Below are 25,971 nucleotides of genomic sequence, written 5' to 3'. Positions count from 1 at the left end.
CCGGTATATAATGGCCACATGCAGACCGATCTCCTCCACAACTTGAACGAAGAACAGCTTGCCGCTGTCACTTTACCGTCGCAAAGCGCGCTGATCCTGGCGGGCGCCGGCTCCGGCAAGACCCGCGTGCTGACCACCCGCATCGCCTGGCTGATCCAGACCGGCCAGGTCTCGCCGGCCGGCATCATGGCGGTGACGTTCACGAACAAGGCGGCGAAGGAGATGCTGACCCGCCTGTCCTCGATGCTGCCGATTAATACGCGCGGCATGTGGATCGGCACCTTCCACGGTCTGTGCAACCGCCTGCTGCGCACCCACTACAAGGACGCGGCGCTGCCGCAGACCTTCCAGATCCTGGATTCGCAAGACCAGCTGTCCTTGATCAAGCGCATGCTCAAGGCGGCCAACGTGGATGATGAAAAGTACCCGGCCAAGGCGCTGATGTACTTCATCAATAACGCGAAAGAGCAGGGCCTGCGCGCCAATCGCCTCGAGCCGAACGACCCGATCGAGCGGCGCATGATCGAACTGTACGAGTTGTATGAAGGCCAGTGCCAGCGCGAGGGTGTCGTCGATTTCGCCGAGCTGCTGCTGCGCTCCTACGAACTGCTGGCGCGCAATGGCCCGCTGCGCCACCACTACCAGATGCGTTTCCGCCACATCCTGGTGGACGAGTTCCAGGATACCAATGATCTACAGTACAACCTGCTGAAACTGCTGGCCGGCCACGACGAGGAAGGCGGCGGCGCCATCTTCGCAGTGGGCGACGACGACCAGAGCATCTACGCCTTCCGTGGCGCCAACGTCGGCAATATGCAGGCTTTCGAGCGCGAATTCCGCGTCAAGAACCTGATCAAGCTGGAGCAGAACTACCGCTCCTTCGGCCACATCCTCGACAGCGCCAACTACCTGATCGCCAACAACCCCAAGCGCCTGGGGAAAAACCTGCGCACCGACGCGGGGCAGGGCGAGCAGGTACGCGTATACGAGGCCTCGTCCGACCTGGAGGAGGCGCAGTGGATCATCGAGGAAGCCAAGAGCCTGATGGGCGAAGGCGTGCCGCGCAGCGAGATCGCGGTGCTGTACCGCTCCAATGCGCAGAGCCGCGTGATCGAGCACGCGCTGTTCGCGGCCGGCATTCCCTATACCGTCTACGGCGGCCTGCGCTACTTCCAGCGCGCCGAGGTCAAGCACGCGATCGCCTACCTGCAGCTGATGGACAACCCGCATAACGATTCGGCCTTCCTGCGCGTGGTGAACTTCCCGACCCGCGGCATTGGCGCGCGCTCGATCGAGCAGCTGCAGATGGCGGCCGACTCCTACGGCATCTCGCTGTACGCGGCGGTGCCCTATATGACCGGCAAGGCGGGTTCGGTACTGGGGTCCTTCGTGAAGCTGATCGAGGGCGCGCGCTTCGAGACCCAGCAGCTGCCGTTGCCGGAACTGGTGCGCGTGGTGCTCGAGCGCAGTACCCTGCTCGACTACTACCAGAAGGAAAAGGAAGGCGCCGAGCGCATCGAAAACCTGGAGCAGATGGTCAATGCGGCGACCCAGTTCGTGCAGGAAGAAGGCTTCGGGATTGCCGCCCCTGCCCACCTGGGGCCGCCGTCGCTGCCGCAGGCGGGCGAGGCGATCGTGCTGGACGACGGCGTCGAGGTGCTCGACGGCGGCGCGCCGCTGCCGAGCGTGATGTCGCCCTTGTCCGCCTTCCTGACCCACGCGTCGCTGGAAGCGGGCGACGCCCAGGCCCAGGCCGGGCAGGACGCCATGCAGCTGATGACCGTGCACTCGGCCAAGGGCCTGGAATTCGACGCGGTCTTCATCACCGGCCTGGAGGAAGGCCTGTTCCCGCACGAGAGCAGCGCGCGCGAGCTCGATGGGGTCGATGAAGAACGGCGCCTGATGTACGTGGCGATCACGCGCGCGCGCCGGCGCCTGTACATGAGCTTCACCCAGCAGCGCATGCTGCACGGCCAGACCCGCTTCAACATGAAGTCGCGTTTCTTCGACGAGCTGCCGGAAGAGTCGATCAAGTGGCTGTCGCCGCGCGTGCAGACCAACTGGTTCGCCGGCCGCAAGTCGCAAACGGCGTGGGACGACACGGAATTCCGCAACGGGACCGACAACCGGATCGCGCAGCAAATCACGCAGAAGTCAGCCGCCGGCAACGGCGCCGGCTGGCGCGTCGGCGAGACGGTGGCGCACGCCAAGTTCGGCGAGGGTGTGATCGTGAATATCGAAGGCGGGGCGGGGGCGGCGCGCGCGCAGATCAATTTCGGCGCGGCGGGGATGAAGGTGCTGGATTTGTCGGTGGCGAAGCTGGAGCGTGTGGGGCGTTGATTCCGGCCTTACAACTGCTGCACGTTGATTCTCTGCGTTCCCCTGCAGACCGTCGCTCCCGCGAAGGCGGGAGCCTAATTTTGCTGGCGCTATCGTAACGTTTGCAAGCTTGGATTCCCGCCTGCGCGGGAATGACGGTTTTTAAGCCAACAAACAAATCGACACAATCTATTTGCTGAGATTGACCGGCCCGGTCTGCGCACCATCTACTGGCTTGCCGAAAATCTGCCTGTATCCCGCATACAGCGCACATTGCAGCAACAGCACGAACAAAAAGATCAGCCACATGATCAGCACCCTGGTAAAACTGCTCCCACCCAGCAGCATCGCCAGCACCATGGTAATCGCAACAAACATCGCGAACCAGGCCAGCAGCATCACCAGGAACACGCGGGCGCTCCTCAGCACCGCGAAGAAGCTGTAGAAGGTCGCTTTCCCGGGCGGCATTTTCTGCCAGTAGGTCAGCGGGCCGGCGAAGCACATCGTGATGACGCCCACCAGGTTCAGGAGGGCGATCAGGATCACCGTCAGCATGAAGGCGCCCGAGACTTGCGGCTGTTCGCCGGCGCGGCTCTGGCGCGCCATTTCCTGCATCGCTTCCTGGTCGATCAGCAGGTAGACGAGCACCAGCTGCACCAGGCTGATGCCGAGATAGACCAGGCCGATCTTGCACAGGGTCGGGAAGATCGGCTTGCGGAAACCGGTGAGCAGGACGGCCGGCGTCACGCGCTGGCCGTTTTCGATCATCAGGCAGGCCTGCATGAAGGCCAGCGAGAACGAGGGAATCAGCAGCGAGACCACCAGTGGCCCCACGAAGGGCAGGGCGCTGACGCCGAGGCTGATCAGGATGTTCGCGAACAGCAGGGTGGCCAGCGCGGCGGGCTGTTTGCGGAACAGGCCGGCGCCTTGCTTGAGCCAGTGCCAGCCGGTGATTGCGGGGAGAGAATTCATAAGGGCAGTGCGGGGGCGGCGCGTTCGATGCGTTCGCGCAGGATGCGTTCGAAATGGGTCGGATCGTGCGGCGTCAGCAGTTCGGCCGCGCGGGGAAGGTGGAGGTCGTACAGGCGCGAGAGCCAGAAGCGCAGGGCGCCGGCGCGCAGCATCGGCTGCCAGGCGGCCTGTTCGTCCTGCGTGAAGGGCCGCGCCGCGTGGTAAGCGTCCAGCAGGGCGCGCACCCGCGCTTCATCGAGCACGCCGGTGGCGAGGTCGATGCACCAGTCGTTGACGGTGACGGCGACGTCGAACAGCCAGGTGTCGACGCCGGCGAAGTAGAAATCGAAGCAGCCGCTCAGGCGCTCGCCTTCGAACATAACGTTGTTGCGGAACAGGTCGGCGTGCACCGGACCGCGCGGCAGGGCGGCGTAGGCGGAACCTGCCGCGAACGCCGACTGGAATGCGGTTTCACTACGCAGCAGCGCGGCCTCGCCGTCGCTCAAATAGGGCTGGACCTGCGGCGCGGTCGCCAGGATCCAGTCCAGGCCGCGCAGGTTCGGCTGGTGCAGATCGAAATCGCGGCCGGCCAGGTGCATGCGCGCCAGCATGCGGCCGACTTCGGCGCAGTGCACCGGCTGCGGGTCGAGCTGCGAGGCGCCGCTCAGGCGGCTGACGATGATGGCCGGCTTGCCGTGCAGGGTCACCACCAGCTCGCCGCTAGCTGTCGGCACCGGCGCCGGCACCGGGATGCCGCGTTCGGCCAGGTGGCGCATCAGCTGGACGTAGAAGGGCAGCTGCTCGAAGCGCAGGTTCTCGAAGATGGTGAGGACGTACTCGCCCCGTTCCGTCGTCAGGAAGAAGTTGCTGTTATCGATGCCGGAAGAAATGCCGTCGAGCGCCAGGGCGCGGCCGAGGGGGAACTGCTTGATCCACTGGTGGAGGTCGTCCAGTGTGACCGCGGTGAAAACTGCCATGTGCCAGCAACAAAAGGTGAAGGAGGCCGCCACGCGGGCGGCAACGGTTTATTTTTTCTCGACGGGTTCGAGCGGCGGCGGTGGCGGCGCATCGGCGCGCGGCGGCACGCCGGCACGGGCCGGGGCAGGCGCGACCGGCTGGGCGGCCGTGTCCTGTTTCTTCGGATTGCCGAAGTCAAATTCCTTGACGGTCCACTGCGGGCCGCGCTGCGAGCTCATGGCGTCGCCCGGCAGGGCGGTGCCGACCTGCGTGTTCGGCTTCAGGGTGTAGCGGCTCGGGCCGCTCTGCACCTCGACGTCGGTCACCTGGCCGCGGTTGTCGCGCTTTTCGGTGATGCGGGTACGTTCCTTCGACGGAATCGTGGTCGCCGGGGTGTCGCTGCCCGGTTCGATGCGTTCGAGTTCGGGCGGCCGCTCGCTGGGGCGCTGTTGCGGCTGGGTCTGCTGCCGGTTCTGCGGCTGTACTTGCGTCTGCGTCTGTTGCTGACCCGGTTGCTGGCCCGGCTGCGCCGGCATCGATTGCTGGGCGGCGGCCATGCCGGCTGGAATGATCAGGGACAGCGTGAGGAGTTTCAGGCGGGAAGATGTGCGCAACATGATGGTCACCTTGTGTCGTTTAGTCCATTGTAACAAACAGGCAGCATCCTCTGTGAAAAGTGCGCGCATTTCCACCGCTGTGTCCGGCATGCAAGGGTGGGAGGCGGCGGACCGATTCTGCGATAATGGCGGATACTCTTGCGACCCCACTTTTTGATTCTTCGCCCATGGAAAATACCCTGCTGCTCGTCGACGGTTCCAGCTATCTTTATCGCGCCTATCACGCGCTGCCCGACCTGCGCAGCGCGGACGGTTTCCCGACCGGCGCCATGCACGGCATGGTCAATATGCTGCGCCGCCTGCGCGCCGACTTTCCTGCGGCCTACATTGCCTGCGTGTTCGACGCCAAGGGCAAGACTTTCCGCGACGACCTGTATCCGGAATACAAGGCGACGCGCGCCTCGATGCCGGAAGACCTCGGCAAGCAGATCGAACCGATCCACGAGGTGGTGCGCCACCTGGGCTGGCCGATCCTGATGGTCGAAGGCGTCGAGGCCGACGACGTGATCGGCACCCTGGCGGTGCAGGCCTACGCGCGCGGCATGAAGACCGTGATCTCGACCGGCGACAAGGACCTGGCCCAGCTGGTCAACGAGCGGGTCATGCTGATCAATACCATGACCAACGACCGCCTCGACGAAGCCGGCGTGGTCGCCAAGTTCGGCGTGCCGCCGAACCGCATCATCGACTACCTGACCCTGATCGGCGACACCGTCGACAACGTCCCGGGCGTGAGCAAGTGCGGCCCGAAGACCGCCGTCAAGTGGCTGACCCTGCACGGTTCGCTCGACGGCGTGATCGAGAACGCGCATGCGATCAGCGGCGCGGTCGGCGAGAACCTGCGCGCCGCCCTCGAATGGCTGCCGAAGGGCCGCGAACTGATCACCGTGAAGACCGACTGCGACCTGGTGAACCACGTGGTCTCGTTCGAGGAAACCCTGGTCGGCCGCCCGGAAGACGCCGAAGCGCTGCGCGACTTCTTCCAGCGCTACGGCTTCAAGACCATGCTGCGCGACCTGGGCGGCGCGGCGCGCGCGGATGGCGCGGTGGCGCCGGCGCGCGGCGCGGGCCCGAATGGCGCGCCGCTCAATTCCCCCGAAGGCGCCTCCGGGACGCTGCCGGGCATGCCGATCATCAAGGGCGAGTACGAGACGGTGCTCACTGAAGAACAGCTGGACAAATGGCTGGCGCTGGTCGACGCGGCGGAACTCACCTCGGTCGATACCGAGACCACCTCGCTTGATCCAATGACGGCGGAAATGGTCGGCATCTCGCTGTCGGTGGAAGCGGGCAAGGGCGCCTACATCCCGCTGGCGCACCGCTATGCGGGCGCGCCGGACCAGCTCAATCGCGAGCAGACCCTGGAGCGCATGCGTGCGTGGCTGGAGAATCCGGCCAAGCCGAAGCTGGGCCAGAACCTGAAGTACGACATGCACATCTTCGAGAACCACGGCATCAGGCTCGCCGGGATCGTGCACGACACGCTGCTGCAGTCCTACGTCTTCGAGTCGCACAAGCCGCACGACATGGACACCATGGCGATGCGCCACCTGGGCTACACCACGATTCCTTTCGTCGACGTGTGCGGCAAGGGCGCGAACATGATCTGCTTCGACCAGGTGGAACTGAACCGCGCCACCGAATACGCGGCCGAGGATTCCGACATTACGCTGCGCCTGCACCAGACCATGCTGCCGCACGTCGAAGCCGACAAGGGCCTCACCTACATCTACCGCAACATCGAGATGCCGACCATGGAAGTGCTGCAGAAGATCGAGCGCAACGGCGTGCTGATCGATGCGGAACTGCTGCAGAAGCAGTCGGGGGAACTCGGCGCGCGCATGCAGGAGCTGGAGCAGCAGGCCTACGAAGCGGCGGGCGGCCCGTTCAACCTCGGCTCGCCGAAACAGATCGGCGAGATCTTCTTCGGCAAGCTCGGCCTGCCGGTGATCAAGAAGACCGCCACCGGCGCGCCGTCGACCGACGAGGAGGTGCTGCAGAAGCTGGCGGAGGACTTCCCGCTGCCGAAGATCCTGCTCGAGCACCGCGGCATGTCGAAGCTGAAGTCGACCTATACCGACAAGCTGCCGAAGATGGTCAATCCGAAGACTGGCCGCGTGCACACGAACTACGCGCAGGCGGTGGCGATCACCGGGCGCCTGTCCTCGAACGAGCCGAACCTGCAGAACATCCCGGTGCGCACCGCCGAGGGCCGCCGCATCCGCGAGGCCTTCGTTGCGCCGCCGGGCAGCGTGATCGTCTCGGCCGACTATTCGCAGATCGAGCTGCGCATCATGGCGCACATCTCGGGCGACCCGGCGATGCTGAAGGCCTTCGCGGAAGGGGAGGACATCCACCGCGCCACCGCCGCCGAGATCTTCGGCATCCCGCCGGAAGAGGTGCAGAGCGAGCAGCGCCGGTATGCGAAGGTGATCAACTTCGGCCTGATCTACGGCATGAGCGCCTTCGGCCTGGCCCAGAACCTGGGCATCGAGCGCGGCGCCGCGTCGAACTACATCGAGCGCTACTTCGCCCGCTTCGCCGGCGTGAAGCAGTACATGGACGAGACGCGCCTGGCGGCCAAGGCGCGCGGCTATGTCGAGACCGTGTTCGGCCGCCGCCTCTGGCTCCCCGAGATCAACTCCCCGAACGGCCCGCGCCGCGCCGGCGCCGAACGCGCGGCGATCAATGCGCCGATGCAGGGGACGGCGGCGGACCTGATCAAGCTGGCCATGATTGCGGTGCAGGGGTGGCTCGAGACCGAGAAGCTGGGCACGCGCATGATCATGCAGGTGCACGATGAGCTGGTGCTGGAGGTGCCGGACGCGGAGCTGGAGCTGGTGCGTGTGAAACTGCCGGAATTGATGGCGAGTGTGGCGGAGTTGAAGGTGCCACTGGTGGCCGAAACCGGCGTGGGCGCGAACTGGGAGGAAGCGCATTGACGCATTCCTCGGTCGAACGCGCGAATGGGGTGCAAAAGCGTAAGCAAATGTTTCAACTGAACCGTGCTGCGTAACAATTGCCGCAGGGAATGTTAAGATCCGGTCAAGCGCCGTCCATACGGCGCGACGAAAGGATCCCATGCTCAGAAACGAAACCCGCGCCGCCCTGATCGGCGTCGTGCTGCTCGGCGCCGCGGTGCTGGTTGCCTGTGGCGGCGAGATTGGTGGCGAGCGGCCCGCGCCGGTCAACACCCTCGGCACCCTGGCCGTGTCCCTCACCGATGCTCCCGCCTGCGGCTTCGACGCCGTCAACGTCACCGTCGACAAGGTGCGCGTGCACCGCAGCGCCGCTGCGCTGGAAGGCGACGCCGGCTGGACCGACATCGCCCTGCATCCGGCCCGCAAGATCAACCTCCTGAACCTGTCCAACGGCGCGCTCGAAGCGCTCGGCCAGGCCACGCTCGAGGCGGGGCACTACGCCCAGTTGCGCCTGGTGCTGGGCGCGGATGCGGGCGGCATGGCCCATACCGTGGTCCCGCATGACGGCCGCAGCGAATTGCCGCTGGAGACGCGCGACGCCGACAGCATCCGGCTCGCCGGCGCCTTCGAGGTGCGCGCCGGCCATGCGACCGAAGTCGTGCTCGACTTCGACGCCTGCAAGTCGGTTCTCACGCGCGGCAAGGGCAGGTATGCCTTGAAGCCCTCGGTGAAGGTGGTGCCGGTGGCCGCCAACGGCATCACCGGCTTCGTCAGCACCGCGCTGCTCGGGCATGGCGTGCAGGTGTCGGCGCAGCAGGACGGCGTCATCGTCGGCGCCACCACGCCGGATCCGGCCACCGGCGAATTCTTCCTGTCGCGCCTGGCGCCGGGCGACTACGACGTGGTGATCACGGCCGACAACAGCGCGGCCAGCGTGGTGGCCGGGGTGCCGGTCGCTTCCAGCACCAGCCACACGGTGCTGAGCACCCTGGGCGCGCCGATCCTGCTCGCGCCGGGCGCCAGCGGATCGATCGGCGGGGAGGTGGACAAGGCCGCGGCGGGCGGCGAGCCGGTGTTCGTCGCGGCCAAGCAGCACGTCGAAGGCGGACCGACCGTCACCATCAAGTACGCGGGCGCGGACCTGGCCAGCGGCGCCTACACCATCGACCGGCTGCCGGTGGGCGCGCCGCAGTTCGCGCGCTACAGCGAGGCGCTGCCGCTGGCGTTCAGCGCCGGGGAGGCGGGCGGCAGCTACCGGATCGAGGCGTCCGGCGGCGCCGCCGAGGAGGTGGACATCGGCGCCGCCAATCGACACGACGTCGACCTCGCGCTGCTGGAGACCAGATTGCACAATTGAAATTCAGGTCCGCACCGTCCAAAACCGATACTGATAAGATAACGTTGCTATTTCTATCCATTTCATCTTCGGAGGACGTTCATGAAAGACCTGATTTCGGACGGCGAAAGCCTGCTCGCCACCAGCGCATTCGATAACGGCGTCGATCGCCGCGTCTTCCTGAAGGCGGCGGTCGGCAGCGGCTTCGCCGTGGCGGCGCTGCCGGTGGTGGCGCAGACCCAGATCCAGACCAGTACCGATGGCCTGGACGCCGCCGACCACATCGTCGTCGTCAACGGGCAGGACGTTCCGGTCTACCGCGCCCAGCCCAAGGACCGCACCAACCTGCCGGTGGTGCTGGTGATCTCGGAGATCTTCGGCGTCCACGAGCACATCAAGGACGTGGTGCGCCGCTTCGCCAAGGCCGGCTACCTGGCCGTGGCGCCGGACCTGTTCGTGCGCCAGGGCGACGCCACCAGGACCCCGATGCCGGACCTGATGAAGAACATCATCGCGAAAGTGCCGGACGCCCAGGTGATGGACGATCTCGACACCATCGTCAAATGGACCAAGCAGCGCGGCGGGAATACCGACAAGCTGGGCATCACCGGCTTCTGCTGGGGCGGCCGCATCACCTGGCTGTACGCGGCGCACAACCCGAACGTCAAGGCCGGCGTGGCCTGGTACGGCCGCCTGGTGGGCGAGGCCAATCCGCTGCAGCCGAAGCACCCGATCGACGTCGCGCAGGGCCTGAAGGTGCCGGTGCTCGGCCTGTATGGCGCCAAGGACACCGGCATCCCGCTCGATTCGGTGGAGCGCATGCGCAAGGCCCTCGACTCGGGCAACAGCCGCTCGCAGATCCACGTGTATCCGAATTCGGGCCACGCCTTCCACGCCGACTACCGTCCCAGCTACAACGCCGACGATGCCAAGGATGGCTGGAGCAAGGCGCTGAACTGGTTCGCCAAGAACGGCGTCGCCTGATCCCGGGCCGAGCGGGCTTGCACAGGAGTCGGGCCGGACAGGTTACAATGTCGGGTTTGCAGCGCGAATGAGTTCTCATTCGCAGCTGTGATGCAAGTCCAGCACAAGAGGCATCCAAATCGATCCCATCCTGAGTTCCATCCTGCTGGCGACCCTGGTCGCCGGCGTCGTCAGCATTACCGGCGCTGCCGTGTTTTCGTTCGCGCTGCTGTCGAAGGTGGTGGAGCGCATGGTCAGCCTCTCGGTCGGCATCATGCTGGCCACCTCGCTGCTGCACGCGCTGCCGGAAGCCTTCGGCAAGGGCGCCGATCCGCGCAGCCTGTTCGCGACCCTGCTGGGCGGCCTGCTCGCCTTCTTCGTGCTGGAGAAGCTGGCGATCCTGCGCCATTCGCACCATCATGAAGGCGACGGCCACCACCACGCGCACGGCCACGACGCCCACCAGGCGGGCAAGTCCGGCTGGATGATCCTGGTCGGCGACGGCATGCACAACTTCACCGACGGCATCCTGATCGCCGCCGCCTTCCTCGCCAATCCGGAGCTTGGCATCGTCACGGCGCTCGCCATCGTGGCCCACGAGATCCCGCAGGAGATCGGCGACTTCATCGTGCTGCTCAATGCCGGCTTCTCGCGCCTGCGCGCCTATCTCTTCAACCTGCTGTGTAGCCTGATGTCGGTGCTGGGCGGCCTGCTCGGCTACTTCACCCTCGACAACGCCAGCGGCCTGATTCCCTACGTGCTGGTGTTCGCCTCCTCGGGCTTCATCTACATCGCGGTCAGCGACCTGATGCCGCAGATGCAGCGCCGCGCCACCGTGAAGGAATCGGTGCCGCAGGTGCTGCTGATTCTTCTCGGCGTGGCGATCGTCGTCGCCCTGAATCACGCTTCCTGATTTTTCGATGCGCTTTTTCTGAACGTTGAGTTTGCGTGTTTAATGATAATGACCTATCATTACCGAAGTTCAACGTCAGAGGAAGCCGTCCCATGTCCGTCCGCACCCTTCAACGCACGCCGCTCGCCGTGGCGATCCTGTTTGCTTTCGCTCCCGCTGTCCACGCGCAGACGGATTCCAGCCGCCTGAGCACGGATCCGGACAGCGTGCCGACCGTCGTGGTCTCGGCCAGCACCCTGGGCGTGCTGGAGGACGACATGATCACGCCGGTGACCTCGCTGTCCGGCGGCGCCCTGGTGCGGGCACGCGAATCGACCATCGGCGAGACCCTGGCCAACCAGCCGGGCATCACCTCGAGCCACTTCGGCGCCGGCGCCAGCCGTCCGGTGATCCGCGGCATGGACGGCCCGCGCGTGAAGATCCTGTCCGACGGCGCCGAAGTGCAGGACGCCTCGACCATCAGCCCGGACCACGCGGTCGGCTTCGAACCCATCCTGGCCGAGCGCATCGAAGTGCTGCGCGGCCCGTCGGCGCTGGCCTATGGTGGCGGCGCGGTGGGCGGCGTGGTAAATATCTTGGACCGCAAGATCCCGACGCAGATGCCGGCCAAACCGGTCGAGGGCAGCATGGAACTGCGCGCCAACTCGGTGGCGCGCGAGAAGACCGGCGCGTTCGAAATTACCGGCGGCGCGGGCAATATCGCGGTGCATGCGGAAGGCGTGAAGCGCGATGCGGGGGACTACCGCGTCGGCAAGGATTGGGATGAAGGCCGCCGCGTCAACGGCAGCTACAAGGAGACCGAGAGCGGCACGGTCGGCCTGTCGTGGGTGGGCGAGCGCGGTTATATCGGTGCGGCCTACACCAAGGAGCGCACCGAGTACGGCATCCCGGGCCACAACCACGAATTCGAGAGCTGCCACCCGCATGGAGACCACCTGCACTGCGGCGGGCATGGGCATGAAGAGGAAGAGGAAGGCCACGACCACGAGCATGAGCACGAACACGGCGAAGAGGTGCCGGTCGTGAAGCTCGACAGCGACCGCTGGGACGTGCGCGGCGAGTACCGCAATCCGATGGCCGGCATCACCAAGGCGCGCCTGCGCGCATCGTTCACCGACTACCGTCACGATGAATTGGAGGAGGGCGTGGTCGCCACCAGCTTCCTGAACAAGGGCCACGACGTGCGCGTCGAGATGGAACACGCGCCAGTCGGTGGCGTGCGCGGCGTGTTCGGCCTGCAGACCACGCGCCGTGATTTCAACACCGTCGGCGAGGAAGCCTATGTGCCGCCGACCGTCACCAGGAAACACGCGGCCTTCATCACCGAGGAATACAAGCTCGATAACTGGCGCTTCGAGGCGGGCGCGCGCCATGAATGGCAGGACATCAAGGTCGACAGCGCGAGCGCACGCGACACCGACGCGCGCGGCACCTCGGTGGCATTGGGCGCGGTGTGGAAGTTCCAGCCCCAGTACTCGCTGCGCGCCGGCGTCGCGCGCAGCCATCGCCTGCCGACTTCCGAAGAGCTGTACGCGGACGGCGTGCACCTGGCCACCGCGACCTACGAGGTCGGCAACCAGGACCTGGGCAAGGAAACCTCGAACAACATCGACGTCACCCTGCGCAAGTTCGAAGGCGACACCACTTTCTCGCTGAGCGCCTTCCACAACAAGGTCGACAACTATATCTATGCGCGCACGCTGGACAACCATGAAGGCTTCCAGCTGGTGGAGTACGCCCAGCGCGACGCGGTCTTCACCGGCCTGGAAGGCGAGGTGCGCCACAAGTTCTCGAACATGGTCGAGGGCACGCTGTTCGGCGACATGGTGCGGGCGCGCTTCGACAAGGGCGAGGAGGGCAGCCGCAACATCCCGCGCATCCCGGCCCACCGCATCGGCGCGCGCGTGAATGCGGACTGGCAGGCCTGGCACGGCATGGTGGAAGTGGTCCGGGTCGGCAAGCAGGACCGGGTGGCGGAATTCGAGGGCACGACCGGTGGCTACAATATGGTGAACCTGGGTGGCCACTACACGACCCGCATCGGCGGCGTGCCGGCGCAACTCTACGCCCGCATCAACAACCTGACCGACGAACTGGCCTTCAGCCACACCTCCTTCATCAAGGAAGCGGCGCCGCTCCCGGGCCGTAACATCACGGCGGGACTGCGCTTCGTGTTCTGATGAAGAGTCTGATTCGTTTCGCGGACTATGCCGGCATGGCGGCGTCCGCGCTGTGCCTGGCGCACTGCCTGGCGATGCCGCTGGTGCTGGCCGCGTTTCCCTTGCTGGGGCTGGGTGGGGAGCATCATGCCTTGCACGATGCGCTGCTGCTGGGGGTGACGGCGCCGGTGTTGCTGGCGCTGGTGCCGGGTTATGTGAAGCACCGCGATCCGGCGGCCTTGATGCTCGGCGTAGCGGGCTTGGTGAGCTTCCTGGTGGCCGTGTTCGTGCTGGGGCCGCAGCTTGGTGAAGTGGCGGAGACGGTGGGGGCTGTGATCAGCAGCCTGTTGCTACTGGGCGCCCACCTGCGCAATCACCGCTACTGCAAGGATTGTTCATAGGGTGGACGGCTCTGCCGTCCGTGCGTTCAGCGAAATAATGCGTCGCTACTGAATATCCGGGAGTTGAACGCGTGGGCGGAGGCCCGCGGGGCCGCCCAGGCCCATCCTACCGGCAGTCGGCGCAGAGGCCGTACAGGGTCAATTCGTGCGATTCGAGCACGAAGCCATCGGGCGTCAGCTTCTGCATATCCCCGGGGCAGGCGTGGACTTCATACACCTTGTCGCACGAGCGGCAGTGGAAATGGTGATGGTGGCCATGCCCGGCGATCTCATAGCGGTCGCCGCCACCCGGCAGCGACACCGTCGTGATCTCCCCCGCCTCCAGCATCGACTTGATGTTGCGGTACACCGTCGCCAGGCCCATGCCCGGCACCACGCCTTGCGCGTGTTCGAGGATTTCCTGCGGGGCGAGCGGGCGGCCGGCGTCGGACATCGACTGGTGGATTGCCTTGCGCTGCCGTGTGTTGCGTTCCATGTGGGTACCTTATTTCTTCGCGCGCAGGGCTTCGAGCTCGGCGCGCAGGGTGCTGCGTTCGGCATAGGACTTGTCGAGCTGGCCGCGCAGGGTTTTCAGCTCCGCTTCGAAATTGTCGCGCGCGGTGGCGGCGCCGACCAGTTCCATCTCGGCGGCCAGGCGCGCATCCGATTCGACCGCCTGGGCCGCGACGTTGCGCTCGAGCTGACCGCGCAGATCGGCCAGTTGACGGTCCTTGCCGTCGATCGCCAGCTGGTCCTTCGCCTTGCTCACCAGGGCGTCGGCCGCCACCTTGCGCGCGTCGCGCAGCTCGGTGTTCAGGCGGTCGATCTCGGCTTGCAGCTCGCCCACCTCGGACTCCACCCTGGCCAGCGCTTCGCGCGCCGGCGCGGCGGTCTGCTCGGCCACCTGCTGGACCCAGTTGCCCAGCGCGCTCGCCACGGCGTCCGGCATTGCCGGCATGGCCGCGACGGTTTTCACGTCATCATCTTTCATCGCATTCTTCTTCATACGCCGCCTCGACGCTTCACGCCGGGCCGGTGGCGACCGGACGGCTGTCGTCCGCCACCCATTCGCTCCAGGAGCCGGGATACAGGGCGGCGCCCGGCAGGCCGGCGACCTGCATCGCCAGTAGATTGTGGCAGGCGGTCACGCCGGAACCGCACTGCATGATGGCCTGTTCCGGCCGTTCGACCAGTCTCGAAAATTCTTCGCGCAGGCTGGCCGCATCCTTGAAGCGGCCGTCGGCCTGCAGATTGTCCTTGAAAAAGCGGTTCTTCGCGCCGGGGATGTGGCCGCCGACCGGGTCGATGGTTTCGTTCTCGCCGCGGAAGCGGTCGTTGGCGCGCGCATCGATCACGGTGCGCTCGCCCTTGTCCAGATTGTCCATGACTTCAAGCACCGTCACGGTCGGCACGAAGGGCGCGCGCACCGTGATGTTCCCGCGCGCAGGCGCAGGGACCTCGGTCGCCAGCGGCTGCCCGATCGACTGCCACGCCGCCATTCCGCCATCGAGCACCGCGACCGCTTCGTGACCGAGCCAGCGCAGCAGCCACCACAGGCGCGCCGCGAACATGCCGCCGTGGGCGTCGTAGGCCACCACTTGCGTGTCGTCGTTGACGCCCCAGCCGCGCAGGGTCTCAATCAACGCTTCCTTTTCCGGCAGCGGGTGACGGCCGCGAAACACCCCGTCCGCGCCGCGCTTGGCGCCCGACAGATGGGTCTCGATGTCGCCGAACACGGCGCCGGGCAGGTGGCCAATGGAATAGCCGTCGCGGCCGGCGGCCAGGTTCATCAGATCGTGGCGGCAGTCGACAACGACGACATTCGCATCGTCGATGCGGGCGGACAGTTCGGTGGCGCTGATCAGGGTCGTATACATCTGTAAGCTCCTCAGCTCAGTATTCATGTCTCGCTGGCGATCGGGTCGGTATCCTTGACCACGGCGCCCTTGGCGGTACTGCGGGTATTGTAGAACGTCGCGGCCACGCCCGACACCAGGATCACGCCGATGCCCAGCCACACGTGCCAGTCGAAGGAATCTCCCCACAGCGCCAGGCCCCACAGGCTGGAAAATACGATGCCGGTGTACTGCAGGTTCGCCACCACCAGCACCTTGCCGACACGGTAGGCGCGCGTCATCGCCATCTGCGCCATCAGGGCGGCGACGCCGATCCCGAGCAGCAGCAGGCCGCTGCCCAGGGTGTGGCTCTGGAACACGGCGCCTTTCGGTCCGTCGCCCGCCAGCACACCCGCCAGGCCGGCCAGGAAGGTCGTCAGCGAGAAGTAGAACACCACGCGGTACTCCGGTTCGCCCATCTGGCCGAGCTTGCGCACCTGCATATAGGCCATCGCCGAGATCACCGACGAGCACACGCCCGCCAGCCCGCCCAGCCACTGGTTCGACTCGAAAGCCGGCTGCAGCACCAGGGTCACGCCGAAGAAGCTCATGGCGATCGCCAGCACCAGCGGCCATTCGGCCACCTTGGTCCCGGTCCACCAGCCGGTGGCGAACATCCAGGCGGCGATCCAGATCGGCGCCATGTAATTGAGGGTGACGGCGGTCGCCAGGGGAAGGCGCGTAATCGCGAAGAACCACAGCCACAGCGAGACCACGCCGACCGCGCTGCGGAAGATGTGCTCCTTGGGGAAGACGGTGCGGAAGGTGCCGCCGCGGTGGCGCACGATCATGAACAGCACCAGCGTGCCGATCAGGCCGCGGTACATGACGAGTTCGGAGGTGGAGTAGAACTCGGAAGCCAGCTTCACGCCCGCGCCCATGGCGGCGAACGCGAAGCTGGCGAACAGCATCCAGAGTGCGGGCATCCTTACAGTTCCAGCTTGCTGCGGTACCACTCGTGGAAGTGCTGCATGCCGTCTTCCATCGGCGACTGGTACGGGCCGACTTCGTTGACGCCGCGCTCCAGCAGTATCTTGCGGCCGGCATCCATGCGCAGCGCGATCTCGTCGTCCTCGACCGCGGTTTCCATGTAGGCGGCGCGCTCGGCGTCGACGAATTCGCGCTCGAACAGCACGATCTCTTCCGGGTAGTAGAACTCGACCACGTTGCGGGTCTTCTGCGGGCCGATCGGCCACAGGGTCGACACCACCAGCACGTTTGGGTACCACTCGACCATGATGTTCGGGTACAGCGTCAGCCAGATCGCGCCGTACTTCGGCGGCTGGCCGTTGTTGAACTTCAGGACCTGTTCCTGCCACTTCTTATAGGCCGGCGAACCCGCCTTCTGCAGCGCGCGGTTCACGCCCACGGTCTGCACGCTGTAGTCGCGGCCGAACTCCCATTTGAGGTCGTCGCAGGAGACGAAGTTGCCCAGGCCCGGATGGAAGGGCTCGACGTGGTAATCTTCCAGGTAGACCTCGATGAAGGTCTTCCAGTTGTAGTCGCACTCGTGGATCTCGACGTGGTCGAACATGTAGCCGCTGAAGTCGAGGTCTTTTGTGACCTCCATGTTCTTCAGCTTGTCCATGACGTCATAGCCGTTCTGCTCGAACAGCAGGCCGTTCCAGTTCTGCAGCGGCGTCTTCGACAGGTTCAGGCAGGGCGTCTCCGGGAAGTGCGGCGCGCCGATCAGCTGGCCCTTCAGGTCGTAGGTCCAGCGGTGCAGCGGGCACACGATGGTGTTCGCATTGCCGCGGCCATTGAACATCAGCGCCTGGCGATGGCGGCAGACGTTGGACAGCACCTCGATGCCGCCCGCATTACGGACCAGCATGCGGCCTTCGTTTTCGGAGGCGAGCGTGGCGAAGTCGCCGACCTCGGGCACCATCAATTCGTGGCCGACGTAGCGTGGGCCCTTGTGAAACAGTTGCTGCAGCTCGCGCTGCATCAGCGCATTGTCAAAGTAGACATCTACCGGAAGCTGCGCGCAGGAGCGCGCCAGCTTGGCGTGGGTAGCCAGATCGGACATCCCAACCCCCCTTTAATCAGGTACCACCAAAGAGAAGAAAGAATCCAAAGACCAGTATTTTTAAAGAAAAGGAATACGGTAATTCGGACAGAACCGGAGATTATACCGTGGAAACACGGTTCAAGGGCTGGGCCCGTCACGCGCGAGAGACGATACCGTGTAAATAAGTTGTTGAAAAATCACGGAATTCATGAGGGGAAAGGTGAGGGCGCTAAAGTATGGTCAGGCAGGCAAGTTGCGTTTGGTGCAATGTGCGCCCCTCCTGTGGTTGGATTGGACTAAAATACGCGATTGGACCGACCCTTGGCGCACTCTTGCGTCCCTACACAATAGCTATGTCAAATATTACGAACAGCGCAACGCCCGAATCCTTCGAAGGCGCGATGGCCGAACTGGCCCAGCTCGTCTCGCAGATGGAGTCCGGCCAGCTGCCGCTGGAAGCCTCGGTGGCCGCGTATGCGCGCGGTTCCGAGCTGGTGAAATACTGCGCCGCCCAGCTGGAAAAGGTCGAGTCCCAGGTCAAGGTCCTCGAGGGCGACATGCTGAAACCCTTCTCGGAAGGCGACGAGGGCGATCAATGAGCACGCAGGATTTCAAGGCCTGGATGGAGGGCGTGCAGGCGGACGTCGAGCGCGCGCTGGAGGCATGCCTGCCGGCCGCCGATGCGGTCCCGCACAAGCTGCACGAAGCGATGCGCTACACGGCCCTCGGCGGCGGCAAGCGCGTGCGCCCGCTGCTGGCCTATGCCAGCGCCGCCCTGTTCGGCGGCGACGCGCAGGCAGTGGCGCGCGTGGCCAGCGCGGTCGAGATGATCCACGTGTATTCGCTGGTCCACGACGACATGCCCTGCATGGACGACGACGACCTGCGCCGCGGCAAACCGACCGTGCACGTGGCCTACGACGAGGCGACCGCGCTGCTGGTCGGCGATGCGCTGCAGGCGCAGGCCTTCCAGACGCTGGCCGACATCGATACGCTGCCCGCGGCGCGCCAGGTCACCATGCTGCGTCTCCTGGCCGAAGCCGCCGGTTCGGCCGGCATGTGCGGCGGCCAGGCGATCGACCTCGATAGCGTCGGCCTGGCGCTGACGCGCAACGAACTCGAACGCATGCACCAATTGAAAACCGGCGCCATGCTGCGCGTGTCGGTGATCCTCGGCGCCCTGTGCGGCAAGGATCTGTCGCCGACGGAGCTCGAAGCGCTGGGCGCCTATTCGAAAGCGATCGGCCTGGCCTTCCAGGTGGTCGACGACGTGCTCGATGCGACGGCCGATTCGGCCACGCTGGGCAAGACCGCGGGCAAGGACGCGGCCGACAACAAACCGACCTACGTGTCGATCCTTGGCCTGGACCAGTCGAAAGAACTGGCCGAGCAACTGCGGCGTGAAGCGCACGATGCGCTGGCGCCATTCGGAGAACAAGCACAGCGGCTGCGCGAACTCGCGGACCTGATCGTGCAGCGGAAGGCATAAATGAACCTGCTAGAGACCATCAACGACCCCGCGGACCTGCGCAAGCTCCCGCGCACGCAACTGACCCCGCTCGCCACCGAGCTGCGCCAGTTCCTGCTCGATTCCGTCTCCAAGACCGGCGGCCACCTGTCCTCGAACCTGGGCACGGTGGAACTGACCATCGCGCTGCACTACGTCTTCAACACCCCGCGCGACCGCATCGTGTGGGACGTCGGCCACCAGACCTACTCGCACAAGATCCTCACCGGCCGCCGCGAACGCATGCCGACCCTGCGCCAGCTGAACGGCCTGTCGGGCTTCCCGAAGCGCGACGAAAGCGAATACGACACCTTCGGCACCGCCCACTCGTCGACCTCGATCTCGGCTGCACTCGGCATGGCCGCCGCGGCCAAGCTGAAGGGCGAGGACCGCCACGCGATCGCCGTCATCGGCGACGGCTCCATGACCGCCGGCATGGCCTTCGAGGCCCTGAACAACGCCGGCGTCGAGGACGACTGCAACCTGCTGGTGGTCCTGAACGACAACGACATGTCGATCTCGCCGCCGGTCGGCGCATTGAATCGCTACCTGGCGCGTTTGATGAGCGGCCAGTTCTACGCCGCGGCCAAGAACGTGGGCAAGAGCGTGCTGCCCGGCCCCGTGCTGGACCTGGCGCGTAAACTCGAAGAACACGCCAAGGGCATGGTGGTCCCGGCCACGATGTTCGAGGAGTTCGGCTTCAACTACATCGGCCCGATCGACGGCCACGACCTGGATTCGCTGATCCCGACGCTGGAAAACATCAAGAAGCTCAAGGGCCCGCAGTTCCTGCACGTGGTGACCAAGAAGGGCCAGGGCTACAAGCTGGCCGAGGCCGAGCCGATCCTGTACCACGGCACCGGCAAGTTCAACCCCACCGAGGGCATCAAGCCGGCCACCGCGCCGAGCAAGATCACCTACACCGAAGTGTTCGGCAACTGGCTGTGCGATATGGCGGCTTCAGATAAACGCCTGGTCGGCATCACGCCGGCGATGCGCGAAGGCTCGGGCATGGTGCGCTTCCACCAGCAGTACCCGGAACGCTACTTCGACGTCGGCATCGCCGAGCAGCACTCGGTGACGTTCGGCGCCGGCATCGCCACCGAAGGCATGAAGCCGGTGGTCGCGATCTACTCGACCTTCCTGCAGCGCGCCTACGACCAGCTGATCCACGACGTGGCGCTGCAGAACCTGGACGTGACGTTCGCGCTGGACCGCGCGGGTCTGGTGGGCGCGGATGGCGCGACGCATGCCGGCAACTACGATTTGGCTTATCTGCGCTGCATTCCGAACATGGTCGTCATGGCTGCGTCGGATGAGAATGAGTGCCGCCAGATGCTGACCACGGGTTACCACTATCCTGGTCCGGCCGCGATCCGCTACCCACGCGGCACCGGCATCGGCGCGGCGATCCAGCCGGAACTGAGCTCGATCGAGATCGGCAAGGGCGTGGTGCGGCGCGAGGGCAAGGGCATTGCCATCCTGGCGTTCGGGTCGATGGTGGCGCCGAGCATTGCGGCGGGCGAGGAGCTGAATGCGACCGTCGCTAACATGCGCTTCGTGAAACCGCTGGATGTGGAGCTGGTCAAGCGGCTGGCCAAGGACCACGACTACCTTGTGACGGTGGAAGAGGGCTGCGTGATGGGCGGTGCGGGTGCGGCGGTGATGGAAGCGCTGGCGGCGGCGGGGATTGCGAAGCCGGTGCTGAATCTGGGGTTGCCGGACAAGTTCATCGATCAGGGTGATCCGGCGGCGCTGCTGGCGTCGGTTGGTCTAGATGCCAAAGGGATTGTGGCGTCGATTCGAGCGCGTTTCGCTGCGGGTGAGCCTCGCCTGGTCGTCAATAACAGCTGATCGGTCTTCACGCAAACTTGGGTTCCCGCCTTCGCGGGAACCCAAGTTTCTCTCCGAAGTCGCGAGGGCATATCAGCCAAACATCGCTTCGGCACGCTGGAACAGAATCCACGACGTCGCAATATACTTGTCTCCACTACGGGACACATGCCCCTTGTGCGTATGCGTAAACCCCGCAGGCGCAATCACCAGCCGCCCCTTCCTGGCCTCCACCTTGCGTGACTGGTACAGAAACTCCGTCTCCCCGCCATCCTCCACATCATTCAGGTAAAACTGCCACAACAGCACCCGATGCAAGGTCTCGCAACTCGCATTCTGCGGATAGATCTCCGAATGCCAGTGATGATACCCACCCGACCCCTGCACATACTTCTGCAGATTGACGTGCCCCACCCGATAAATCGACTGCATCAGCTCCACGATATTCGGCGTCCCGAACTCCGAAAAATTATCAAGTGACAGCGTGACCGGCTCGCCCGTCTCTGGATGCGCCACCTGCGGCGACAACGCCCCGATCAACAGCATCCGATACCGATCCATATACTGCGCCAGATACCGCGCCATGGTCTGCGTGAGCAGTGCTCCCACGTCATCCCACTCCGCCAGCCCATTGATGGTCAGGTCGTAGCTGTCCTTCTTGCTGATATCCACCCCATTCCCGGTCCGCCCGCGCGCCACCTTGCCGCTCGCATCGAAGCGCGCCCGGATCGCATCGCACTGCTCGGCCGACAGCGCCCCGTCATACACCCCGATGAAGTCGTCCATATAAAAGATCAGCCGCGCTTGCGCTCGTGCTGCCACAGCACGTCGCTGCCGCCGGCGAAGCGGTTCAGCACGCGCGCCAGCACGAACATCAGGTCCGACAGGCGATTCACGTACTGGCGCGGGTGCGGGCGAATCTGTTCCGCATGCGACAGCGCCACGATGCTGCGCTCGGCGCGGCGGCAGACGGTGCGGCAGACGTGGGCGAGCGACGCGGCGCGCGAGCCGGCCGGCAGGATGAATTCCTTCAGGATCGGCAGGTCGGCGTTGTACTTCTCGAGCAGGCCGTCCAGCCGCGCCACGTGCTCGTCCTTGATCATCTCGTAACCGGGGATGCACAGCTCGCCGCCCAGGTCGAACAGGTCGTGCTGGATCGAGATCAGCTCTTCGCGCAGGTCGGCCGGCATCTCTTCGCACAGCAGCAGGCCCACGAAGGAATTCAGTTCGTCGACCTCGCCCAGCGAGTGGATGCGGGCGCTGTCCTTCTGGGTGCGGCTGCCGTCGCCCAGGCCGGTGCTGCCGTCGTCGCCGGTGCGGGTCGCGATTTTGGAGAGTCGGTTGCCCATGATGCTGCCTTATGCAATATGTTAAAAAAACGATAGGGCGAGCATACGCCAAAACCTGGCGATTGTGCCTACAATTGGCGGAATGACCACCCCCATTTCCGTTCCGGCCGAACGGCGCCGCCAAGTGGCGGGCGCGCTGCGCGCGCGCCTGCCGGCGCATGTGGCAAATTCGGTCGTCCTGTCCGATCCCGAAGACACCCGTCCCTACGAATGCGACGGCCTGGCGGCGTATCGCCAGCTGCCGATGATCGTTACCTTGCCCACCAGCGAAGAGCAGGTGCTGGAGATCCTGGAGGTATGCCGCGAACTGAAGGTGCCGATCGTCCCGCGCGGCGCCGGCACCGGCCTGTCGGGCGGGGCGCTGCCGATCGCGGACGGCGTGGTGCTGTCGACCGCGCGCCTGAATCGCATCGTCAAGGTGGACGCCTATGCGCGCACCGCCGTGGTCCAGCCGGGCGTGCGCAACCTCGCGATCTCCGAGGCGGCAGCGCAGTTCGGCCTGTACTACGCGCCCGACCCGTCCTCGCAGATCGCCTGCACCATCGGCGGCAACGTCGCCGAAAACTCGGGCGGCGTGCACTGCCTCAAATACGGCCTGACCGTCCACAACGTGCTGCGCGTGCGCGTGGCGACGATCGAGGGCGAGATCATCGAGCTCGGGAGCGAAGCGCTGGATGCGCCGGGCCTGGACCTGCTGGCCGTCTTCATCGGCTCCGAAGGCATGCTGGGTGTCGTCACGGAAGTCACCGTCAAGCTGGTCCCGAAGCCCGCCGTGGCCCAGGTGATCATGGCTTCGTTCGGCGACGTTATCACCGCCGGCAATGCGGTAGCCAGCATCATCGCGGCCGGCATCATCCCGGCGGGCCTGGAAATGATGGACCGCACCTCGGTGCGCATGGTCGAGCCCTTCGTGCACGCCGGCTACGACGTGGATGCCGCCGCCATCCTGCTGTGCGAGGCCGACGGCACCGCGCTCGAGGTGGCGGAAGAAATCGCACGCATGACGGCCGTCTTCGAAGGCGCCGGCGCGACCGCGATCGCGGTGTCGCAGAGCGAGGCGGAGCGCATGCGCTTCTGGTCCGGCCGCAAGAACGCCTTCCCGGCGGCGGGCCGCATCTCGCCCGACTACTACTGCATGGACGGCACCATCCCGCGCAAGCAGCTGGCGCGCGTCCTGCAGGGCATCGAGCAGATGGAACAAACCTTCGGCCTGCGCTGCTCGAACGTCTTCCACGCCGGCGACGGCAATATGCATCCCCTGATCCTGTTCGACATGAACCAGCCTGGTGAATTCGAACGCGCCGAAGCCTTCGGCGCCGCGATCCTGGCCCTGTGCGTCGAAGTCGGCGGCACCATCACCGGCGAACACGGCGTGGGCATGGAGAAGATCGATTCGATGTGCGTGCAGTTCGGCCGCAAGGAGCTCGACGCCTTCTTCGAGGTCAAGCGCGCCTTCGACGTCCCCATGCTGCTCAACCCGGACAAGGCGATTCCGACCCCGCACCGCTGCGCCGAATTCGGCAAGCTGCACGTGCATGGCGGCGCGCTGCCTTTTCCCGAGCTGCCGAGGTTCTGACCATGATCGACTATTTCCAGGAACGCGTGCGCGTTGCGGCAAGCGACAAGACGCTGCTGCGCATCCGCGGCGGCGGCACCAAGGACTGGTACGGCCAGCGCCTCGATGGCGAGATCCTCGACACCCGCGGCTACAGCGGCATCGTCGACTACGAGCCGACCGAGCTGGTGATCACCGCGCGCTGCGGCACGCCGCTGGCCGAGATCGAGGCCCTGCTGGCAGAGCAGAACCAGATGCTGGCCTTCGAGCCACCGCATTTCGGCCCTGATGCGACCATCGGCGGCACGATCGCCGCAGGATTGGCCGGCCCACGCCGCGCCAATAGCGGCGGGGTGCGCGACTTCGTCCTCGGCGCCAAGCTGCTCGACGGGAAGGGCGACGTATTGCGCTTCGGCGGCCAGGTCATGAAGAACGTGGCCGGCTACGACGTGGCGCGCCTGCTGGCCGGCTCGCTCGGCACCCTCGGACTGCTGCTGGAAGTCTCGGTCAAGGTGCTGCCGCGCTCCTTTGCCGAAACCACGCTGCGCCTCGAGATCGGCGAGCTGGACGCCATCCGCAAGCTGAACGAATGGGGCGGCCAGCCGCTGCCGGTCTCCGCCAGCTGCTGGCACAACGGCCAGCTATGCCTGCGCCTGTCCGGCGCCCAGGCGGCGGTCGATGCGGCGCTGCGCCTGATCGGTGGCGAGATCGTGCCGAACTGTTGGCGCTTCTGGGCCAGCATCCGCGAACAGCAGCATCCCTTCTTTGGGGGCGAGGGCGCGCTGTGGCGCCTGTCGCTGCCGTCGACCGCCGCGCCGCTGGCCCTCGGCGGCACCCAGCTGATCGAATGGGGCGGCGCCCAGCGCTGGCTGCGCACCGACCTCGACGCCACCAGCATCCGGCGCAGCGTCACGTCCGCCGGCGGCCACGCGACCCTGTTCCGCGGCGGCGACAAATCCTGCGGCGTTTTCCAGCCGCTGGCCCCGGCCGTCGCGCGCATCCACGAACGCCTGAAAGCCTCCTTCGATCCGGCGCACATCTTCAATCCGGGACGGATGTTCTGACATGCAAACCAATCTCGCCGACTTCATCCGCGACACCCCGGACGGCAAGGAAGCGCAAGCCATCCTGCAGGCCTGCGTGCACTGCGGCTTCTGCACCGCCACCTGCCCGACCTACCAGCTGCTGGGCGACGAACTCGATGGCCCGCGCGGGCGCATCTACCTGATCAAGCAGGTGCTGGAAGGCGCCGCGCCGACCCGCAAGACCCAGCTGCACCTGGACCGCTGCCTCACCTGCCGCAACTGCGAATCGACCTGCCCGTCGGGCGTGAAGTACGGCCGCCTGGTCGACATCGGCCGGCGCGTCGTGGACGAGCGCGTGCCGCGCCCCTTCGCCGACCGCGTCAAGCGCACCACGCTCAAGGAAGTCCTGCCGCGCACAAGCCTGTACAAGCGCGCCTACCGCGCCGGCCTGTCGGTGCGCCCATTGCTGCCCAAGACCCTGCAGGACAAGCTGCAATCCGCGCGCAGCGCCGGTACCTGGCCCACACGCACCCACGCGCGCAAGATGCTGGTGCTGGAGGGCTGCGTGCAGCCCGCGATGGCGCCCAACATCAACGCCGCCACCGCGCGCGTGCTCGACGCCTTCGGCATCCAGTTGATGGCCGCGCCGAAGGCCGGCTGCTGCGGCGCCGTGCGCTATCACCTGAACGACCAGGCGGCCGGCCTGGACGACATGCGCCGCAATATCGATGCCTGGTGGCCGTACGTGGAATCAGGCGAGGTCGAGGCCATCGTGATGACCGCCTCCGGCTGCGGCGTCACGGTCAAGGAATATGGCCACCTGCTGGCGCACGACGAACACTATGCCGCCAAGGCCGGCCGCATCTCCATGCTGACGCGCGACCTGTCCGAAATCCTGGTCGAGTTCGAAGCTACCTTGCCGAGCAAGCTGGTGGGGAGGGTGGACCAGCGCATCGCCTGGCATCCACCGTGCACGCTGCAGCACGGCCAGCAAATCCGCGGCAAGGTCGAAACCCTGCTGCGCGCCGCCGGCGTCGACGTCCAGCTCTGCGCCGACAGCCACCTGTGCTGCGGCTCGGCCGGCACCTATTCGGTGCTGCAGCCCGAGATCGCGCACGAGCTGCGCGACCGCAAACTGGCCAACCTGGAGGCGACGGGAGCATCGGTGATCGTGTCGGCCAACATCGGCTGCATGACGCACCTGCAGTCGGGCACCGGCACGCCGGTTACGCACTGGATCGAGTTGATCGACCGGGCGCTGGCCTGATGGCGGCTGCCCT

The 25,971-nt window shown here is 65.7% G+C and carries 23 protein-coding genes; 13 read left to right on the top strand and 10 right to left on the bottom strand.

Annotated elements, in window-relative coordinates:
* The first annotated feature begins 18 nt into the window (after positions 1-18).
* Positions 19-2,340: a UvrD-helicase domain-containing protein gene (locus LQ564_RS17960; protein WP_231059488.1), complete on the top strand. Its 2,322-nt coding sequence runs from the start codon at positions 19-21 to the stop codon at positions 2,338-2,340.
* A 168-nt stretch (positions 2,341-2,508) separates the two neighbouring features.
* On the opposite strand, the gene LQ564_RS17955 is transcribed toward LQ564_RS17960, so the two are convergent.
* Genes LQ564_RS17955 through LQ564_RS17945 form a run of 3 tightly spaced genes read right to left on the bottom strand, consistent with a single transcriptional unit; the run spans position 2,509 to position 4,844 of the window.
* Positions 2,509-3,291, bottom strand: coding sequence for a BPSS1780 family membrane protein (locus LQ564_RS17955; RefSeq protein ID WP_231059487.1), 783 nt, complete (start codon positions 3,289-3,291; stop codon positions 2,509-2,511).
* Positions 3,288-4,247: a homoserine kinase gene (locus tag LQ564_RS17950; protein WP_231059486.1), complete on the bottom strand. Its 960-nt coding sequence runs from the start codon at positions 4,245-4,247 to the stop codon at positions 3,288-3,290. Before LQ564_RS17950 ends, LQ564_RS17955 begins: the two co-directional genes overlap by 4 nt.
* 48 nt (positions 4,248-4,295) lie before the next feature.
* On the bottom strand, positions 4,296-4,844 hold the full coding sequence (locus LQ564_RS17945; protein WP_231059485.1) for a hypothetical protein: 549 nt from the start codon (positions 4,842-4,844) through the stop codon (positions 4,296-4,298).
* Positions 4,845-5,011: 167 nt separating this feature from the next.
* On the opposite strand from LQ564_RS17945, the gene polA reads away from it, so the two are divergent.
* The 6 genes from polA to LQ564_RS17915 all read left to right on the top strand — a co-directional run bounded on the left by polA (position 5,012) and on the right by LQ564_RS17915 (position 13,537).
* Entirely contained in the window at positions 5,012-7,786 is a 2,775-nt protein-coding gene (gene polA / locus LQ564_RS17940) for a DNA polymerase I (protein WP_231059484.1), read from the top strand.
* A 139-nt stretch (positions 7,787-7,925) separates the two neighbouring features.
* Positions 7,926-9,122, top strand: a complete 1,197-nt coding sequence (locus LQ564_RS17935; protein ID WP_231059483.1) for a DUF4382 domain-containing protein — start codon at positions 7,926-7,928, stop codon at positions 9,120-9,122.
* Between the two features lie 81 nt (positions 9,123-9,203).
* The gene (locus LQ564_RS17930; RefSeq protein ID WP_231059482.1) at positions 9,204-10,085 is read left to right on the top strand and encodes a dienelactone hydrolase family protein; all 882 of its coding nucleotides are present in this window, start codon (positions 9,204-9,206) and stop codon (positions 10,083-10,085) included.
* Positions 10,086-10,275: 190 nt separating this feature from the next.
* The gene (locus tag LQ564_RS17925) at positions 10,276-10,977 is read left to right on the top strand and encodes a ZIP family metal transporter (protein ID WP_231059481.1); all 702 of its coding nucleotides are present in this window, start codon (positions 10,276-10,278) and stop codon (positions 10,975-10,977) included.
* 92 nt (positions 10,978-11,069) lie between these two features.
* The gene (locus LQ564_RS17920; RefSeq protein WP_231059480.1) at positions 11,070-13,157 is read left to right on the top strand and encodes a TonB-dependent receptor domain-containing protein; all 2,088 of its coding nucleotides are present in this window, start codon (positions 11,070-11,072) and stop codon (positions 13,155-13,157) included.
* On the top strand, positions 13,157-13,537 hold the full coding sequence (locus LQ564_RS17915) for a MerC domain-containing protein (RefSeq protein WP_231059479.1): 381 nt from the start codon (positions 13,157-13,159) through the stop codon (positions 13,535-13,537). The genes LQ564_RS17920 and LQ564_RS17915 overlap by 1 nt, the downstream gene beginning before the upstream one ends.
* A gap of 106 nt (positions 13,538-13,643) precedes the next feature.
* On the opposite strand, the gene LQ564_RS17910 is transcribed toward LQ564_RS17915, so the two are convergent.
* From LQ564_RS17910 to LQ564_RS17890, 5 genes are read right to left on the bottom strand one after another with little or no spacing between them, the layout of a single operon-like run.
* On the bottom strand, positions 13,644-14,012 hold the full coding sequence (locus tag LQ564_RS17910; RefSeq protein ID WP_231059478.1) for a Fur family transcriptional regulator: 369 nt from the start codon (positions 14,010-14,012) through the stop codon (positions 13,644-13,646).
* Positions 14,013-14,021: 9 nt separating this feature from the next.
* The gene (locus LQ564_RS17905) at positions 14,022-14,507 is read right to left on the bottom strand and encodes a hypothetical protein (RefSeq protein WP_231059477.1); all 486 of its coding nucleotides are present in this window, start codon (positions 14,505-14,507) and stop codon (positions 14,022-14,024) included.
* Between the two features lie 31 nt (positions 14,508-14,538).
* On the bottom strand, positions 14,539-15,393 hold the full coding sequence (locus LQ564_RS17900; RefSeq protein WP_231059476.1) for a sulfurtransferase: 855 nt from the start codon (positions 15,391-15,393) through the stop codon (positions 14,539-14,541).
* Between the two features lie 23 nt (positions 15,394-15,416).
* Complete coding sequence (locus LQ564_RS17895; protein WP_231059475.1) at positions 15,417-16,337, bottom strand: DMT family transporter; 921 nt, start codon at positions 16,335-16,337, stop codon at positions 15,417-15,419.
* Positions 16,338-16,339: 2 nt separating this feature from the next.
* Positions 16,340-17,440, bottom strand: coding sequence for an aromatic ring-hydroxylating oxygenase subunit alpha (locus LQ564_RS17890; protein WP_231059474.1), 1,101 nt, complete (start codon positions 17,438-17,440; stop codon positions 16,340-16,342).
* 335 nt (positions 17,441-17,775) lie between these two features.
* Here LQ564_RS17890 and LQ564_RS17885 point away from each other — a divergent pair, with 335 nt between their 5' ends.
* From LQ564_RS17885 to dxs, 3 genes are read left to right on the top strand one after another with little or no spacing between them, the layout of a single operon-like run.
* Positions 17,776-18,021: an exodeoxyribonuclease VII small subunit gene (locus tag LQ564_RS17885; protein WP_231059473.1), complete on the top strand. Its 246-nt coding sequence runs from the start codon at positions 17,776-17,778 to the stop codon at positions 18,019-18,021.
* Positions 18,018-18,911: a polyprenyl synthetase family protein gene (locus LQ564_RS17880; protein WP_231059472.1), complete on the top strand. Its 894-nt coding sequence runs from the start codon at positions 18,018-18,020 to the stop codon at positions 18,909-18,911. Before LQ564_RS17885 ends, LQ564_RS17880 begins: the two co-directional genes overlap by 4 nt.
* Positions 18,912-20,783, top strand: a complete 1,872-nt coding sequence (dxs, locus tag LQ564_RS17875; RefSeq protein WP_231059471.1) for a 1-deoxy-D-xylulose-5-phosphate synthase — start codon at positions 18,912-18,914, stop codon at positions 20,781-20,783.
* 72 nt (positions 20,784-20,855) lie between these two features.
* On the opposite strand, the gene LQ564_RS17870 is transcribed toward dxs, so the two are convergent.
* Together LQ564_RS17870 and LQ564_RS17865 are read right to left on the bottom strand one after the other, a co-directional pair.
* Positions 20,856-21,548 carry a 2OG-Fe(II) oxygenase gene (locus LQ564_RS17870; RefSeq protein WP_231059470.1) on the bottom strand — a complete coding sequence of 231 codons (693 nt, stop codon included), beginning with the start codon at positions 21,546-21,548 and terminating at the stop codon, positions 20,856-20,858.
* 8 nt (positions 21,549-21,556) lie between these two features.
* Positions 21,557-22,111 (bottom strand): cob(I)yrinic acid a,c-diamide adenosyltransferase, encoded by a 555-nt coding sequence (locus LQ564_RS17865; protein ID WP_231059469.1) that lies wholly within the window; start codon positions 22,109-22,111, stop codon positions 21,557-21,559.
* An 82-nt stretch (positions 22,112-22,193) separates the two neighbouring features.
* Between LQ564_RS17865 and LQ564_RS17860 the strand changes: the two genes are divergently transcribed.
* Genes LQ564_RS17860 through glcF form a run of 3 tightly spaced genes read left to right on the top strand, consistent with a single transcriptional unit; the run spans position 22,194 to position 25,958 of the window.
* On the top strand, positions 22,194-23,687 hold the full coding sequence (locus LQ564_RS17860; RefSeq protein ID WP_231059468.1) for an FAD-linked oxidase C-terminal domain-containing protein: 1,494 nt from the start codon (positions 22,194-22,196) through the stop codon (positions 23,685-23,687).
* A gap of 2 nt (positions 23,688-23,689) precedes the next feature.
* The gene (gene glcE, locus LQ564_RS17855; RefSeq protein ID WP_231059467.1) at positions 23,690-24,730 is read left to right on the top strand and encodes a glycolate oxidase subunit GlcE; all 1,041 of its coding nucleotides are present in this window, start codon (positions 23,690-23,692) and stop codon (positions 24,728-24,730) included.
* A 1-nt stretch (position 24,731) separates the two neighbouring features.
* Positions 24,732-25,958, top strand: coding sequence for a glycolate oxidase subunit GlcF (gene glcF / locus LQ564_RS17850; RefSeq protein WP_231059466.1), 1,227 nt, complete (start codon positions 24,732-24,734; stop codon positions 25,956-25,958).
* Positions 25,959-25,971 lie beyond the last annotated feature (13 nt).

Origin of the sequence: Massilia phyllostachyos (assembly GCF_021044825.1) — a bacterium.
Classification (GTDB): Bacteria; Pseudomonadota; Gammaproteobacteria; order Burkholderiales; family Burkholderiaceae_D; genus Telluria; species Telluria phyllostachyos.
Note: the sequence above shows the minus strand (reverse complement) of the source record. Positions and strands in the feature narration are given on the sequence as shown.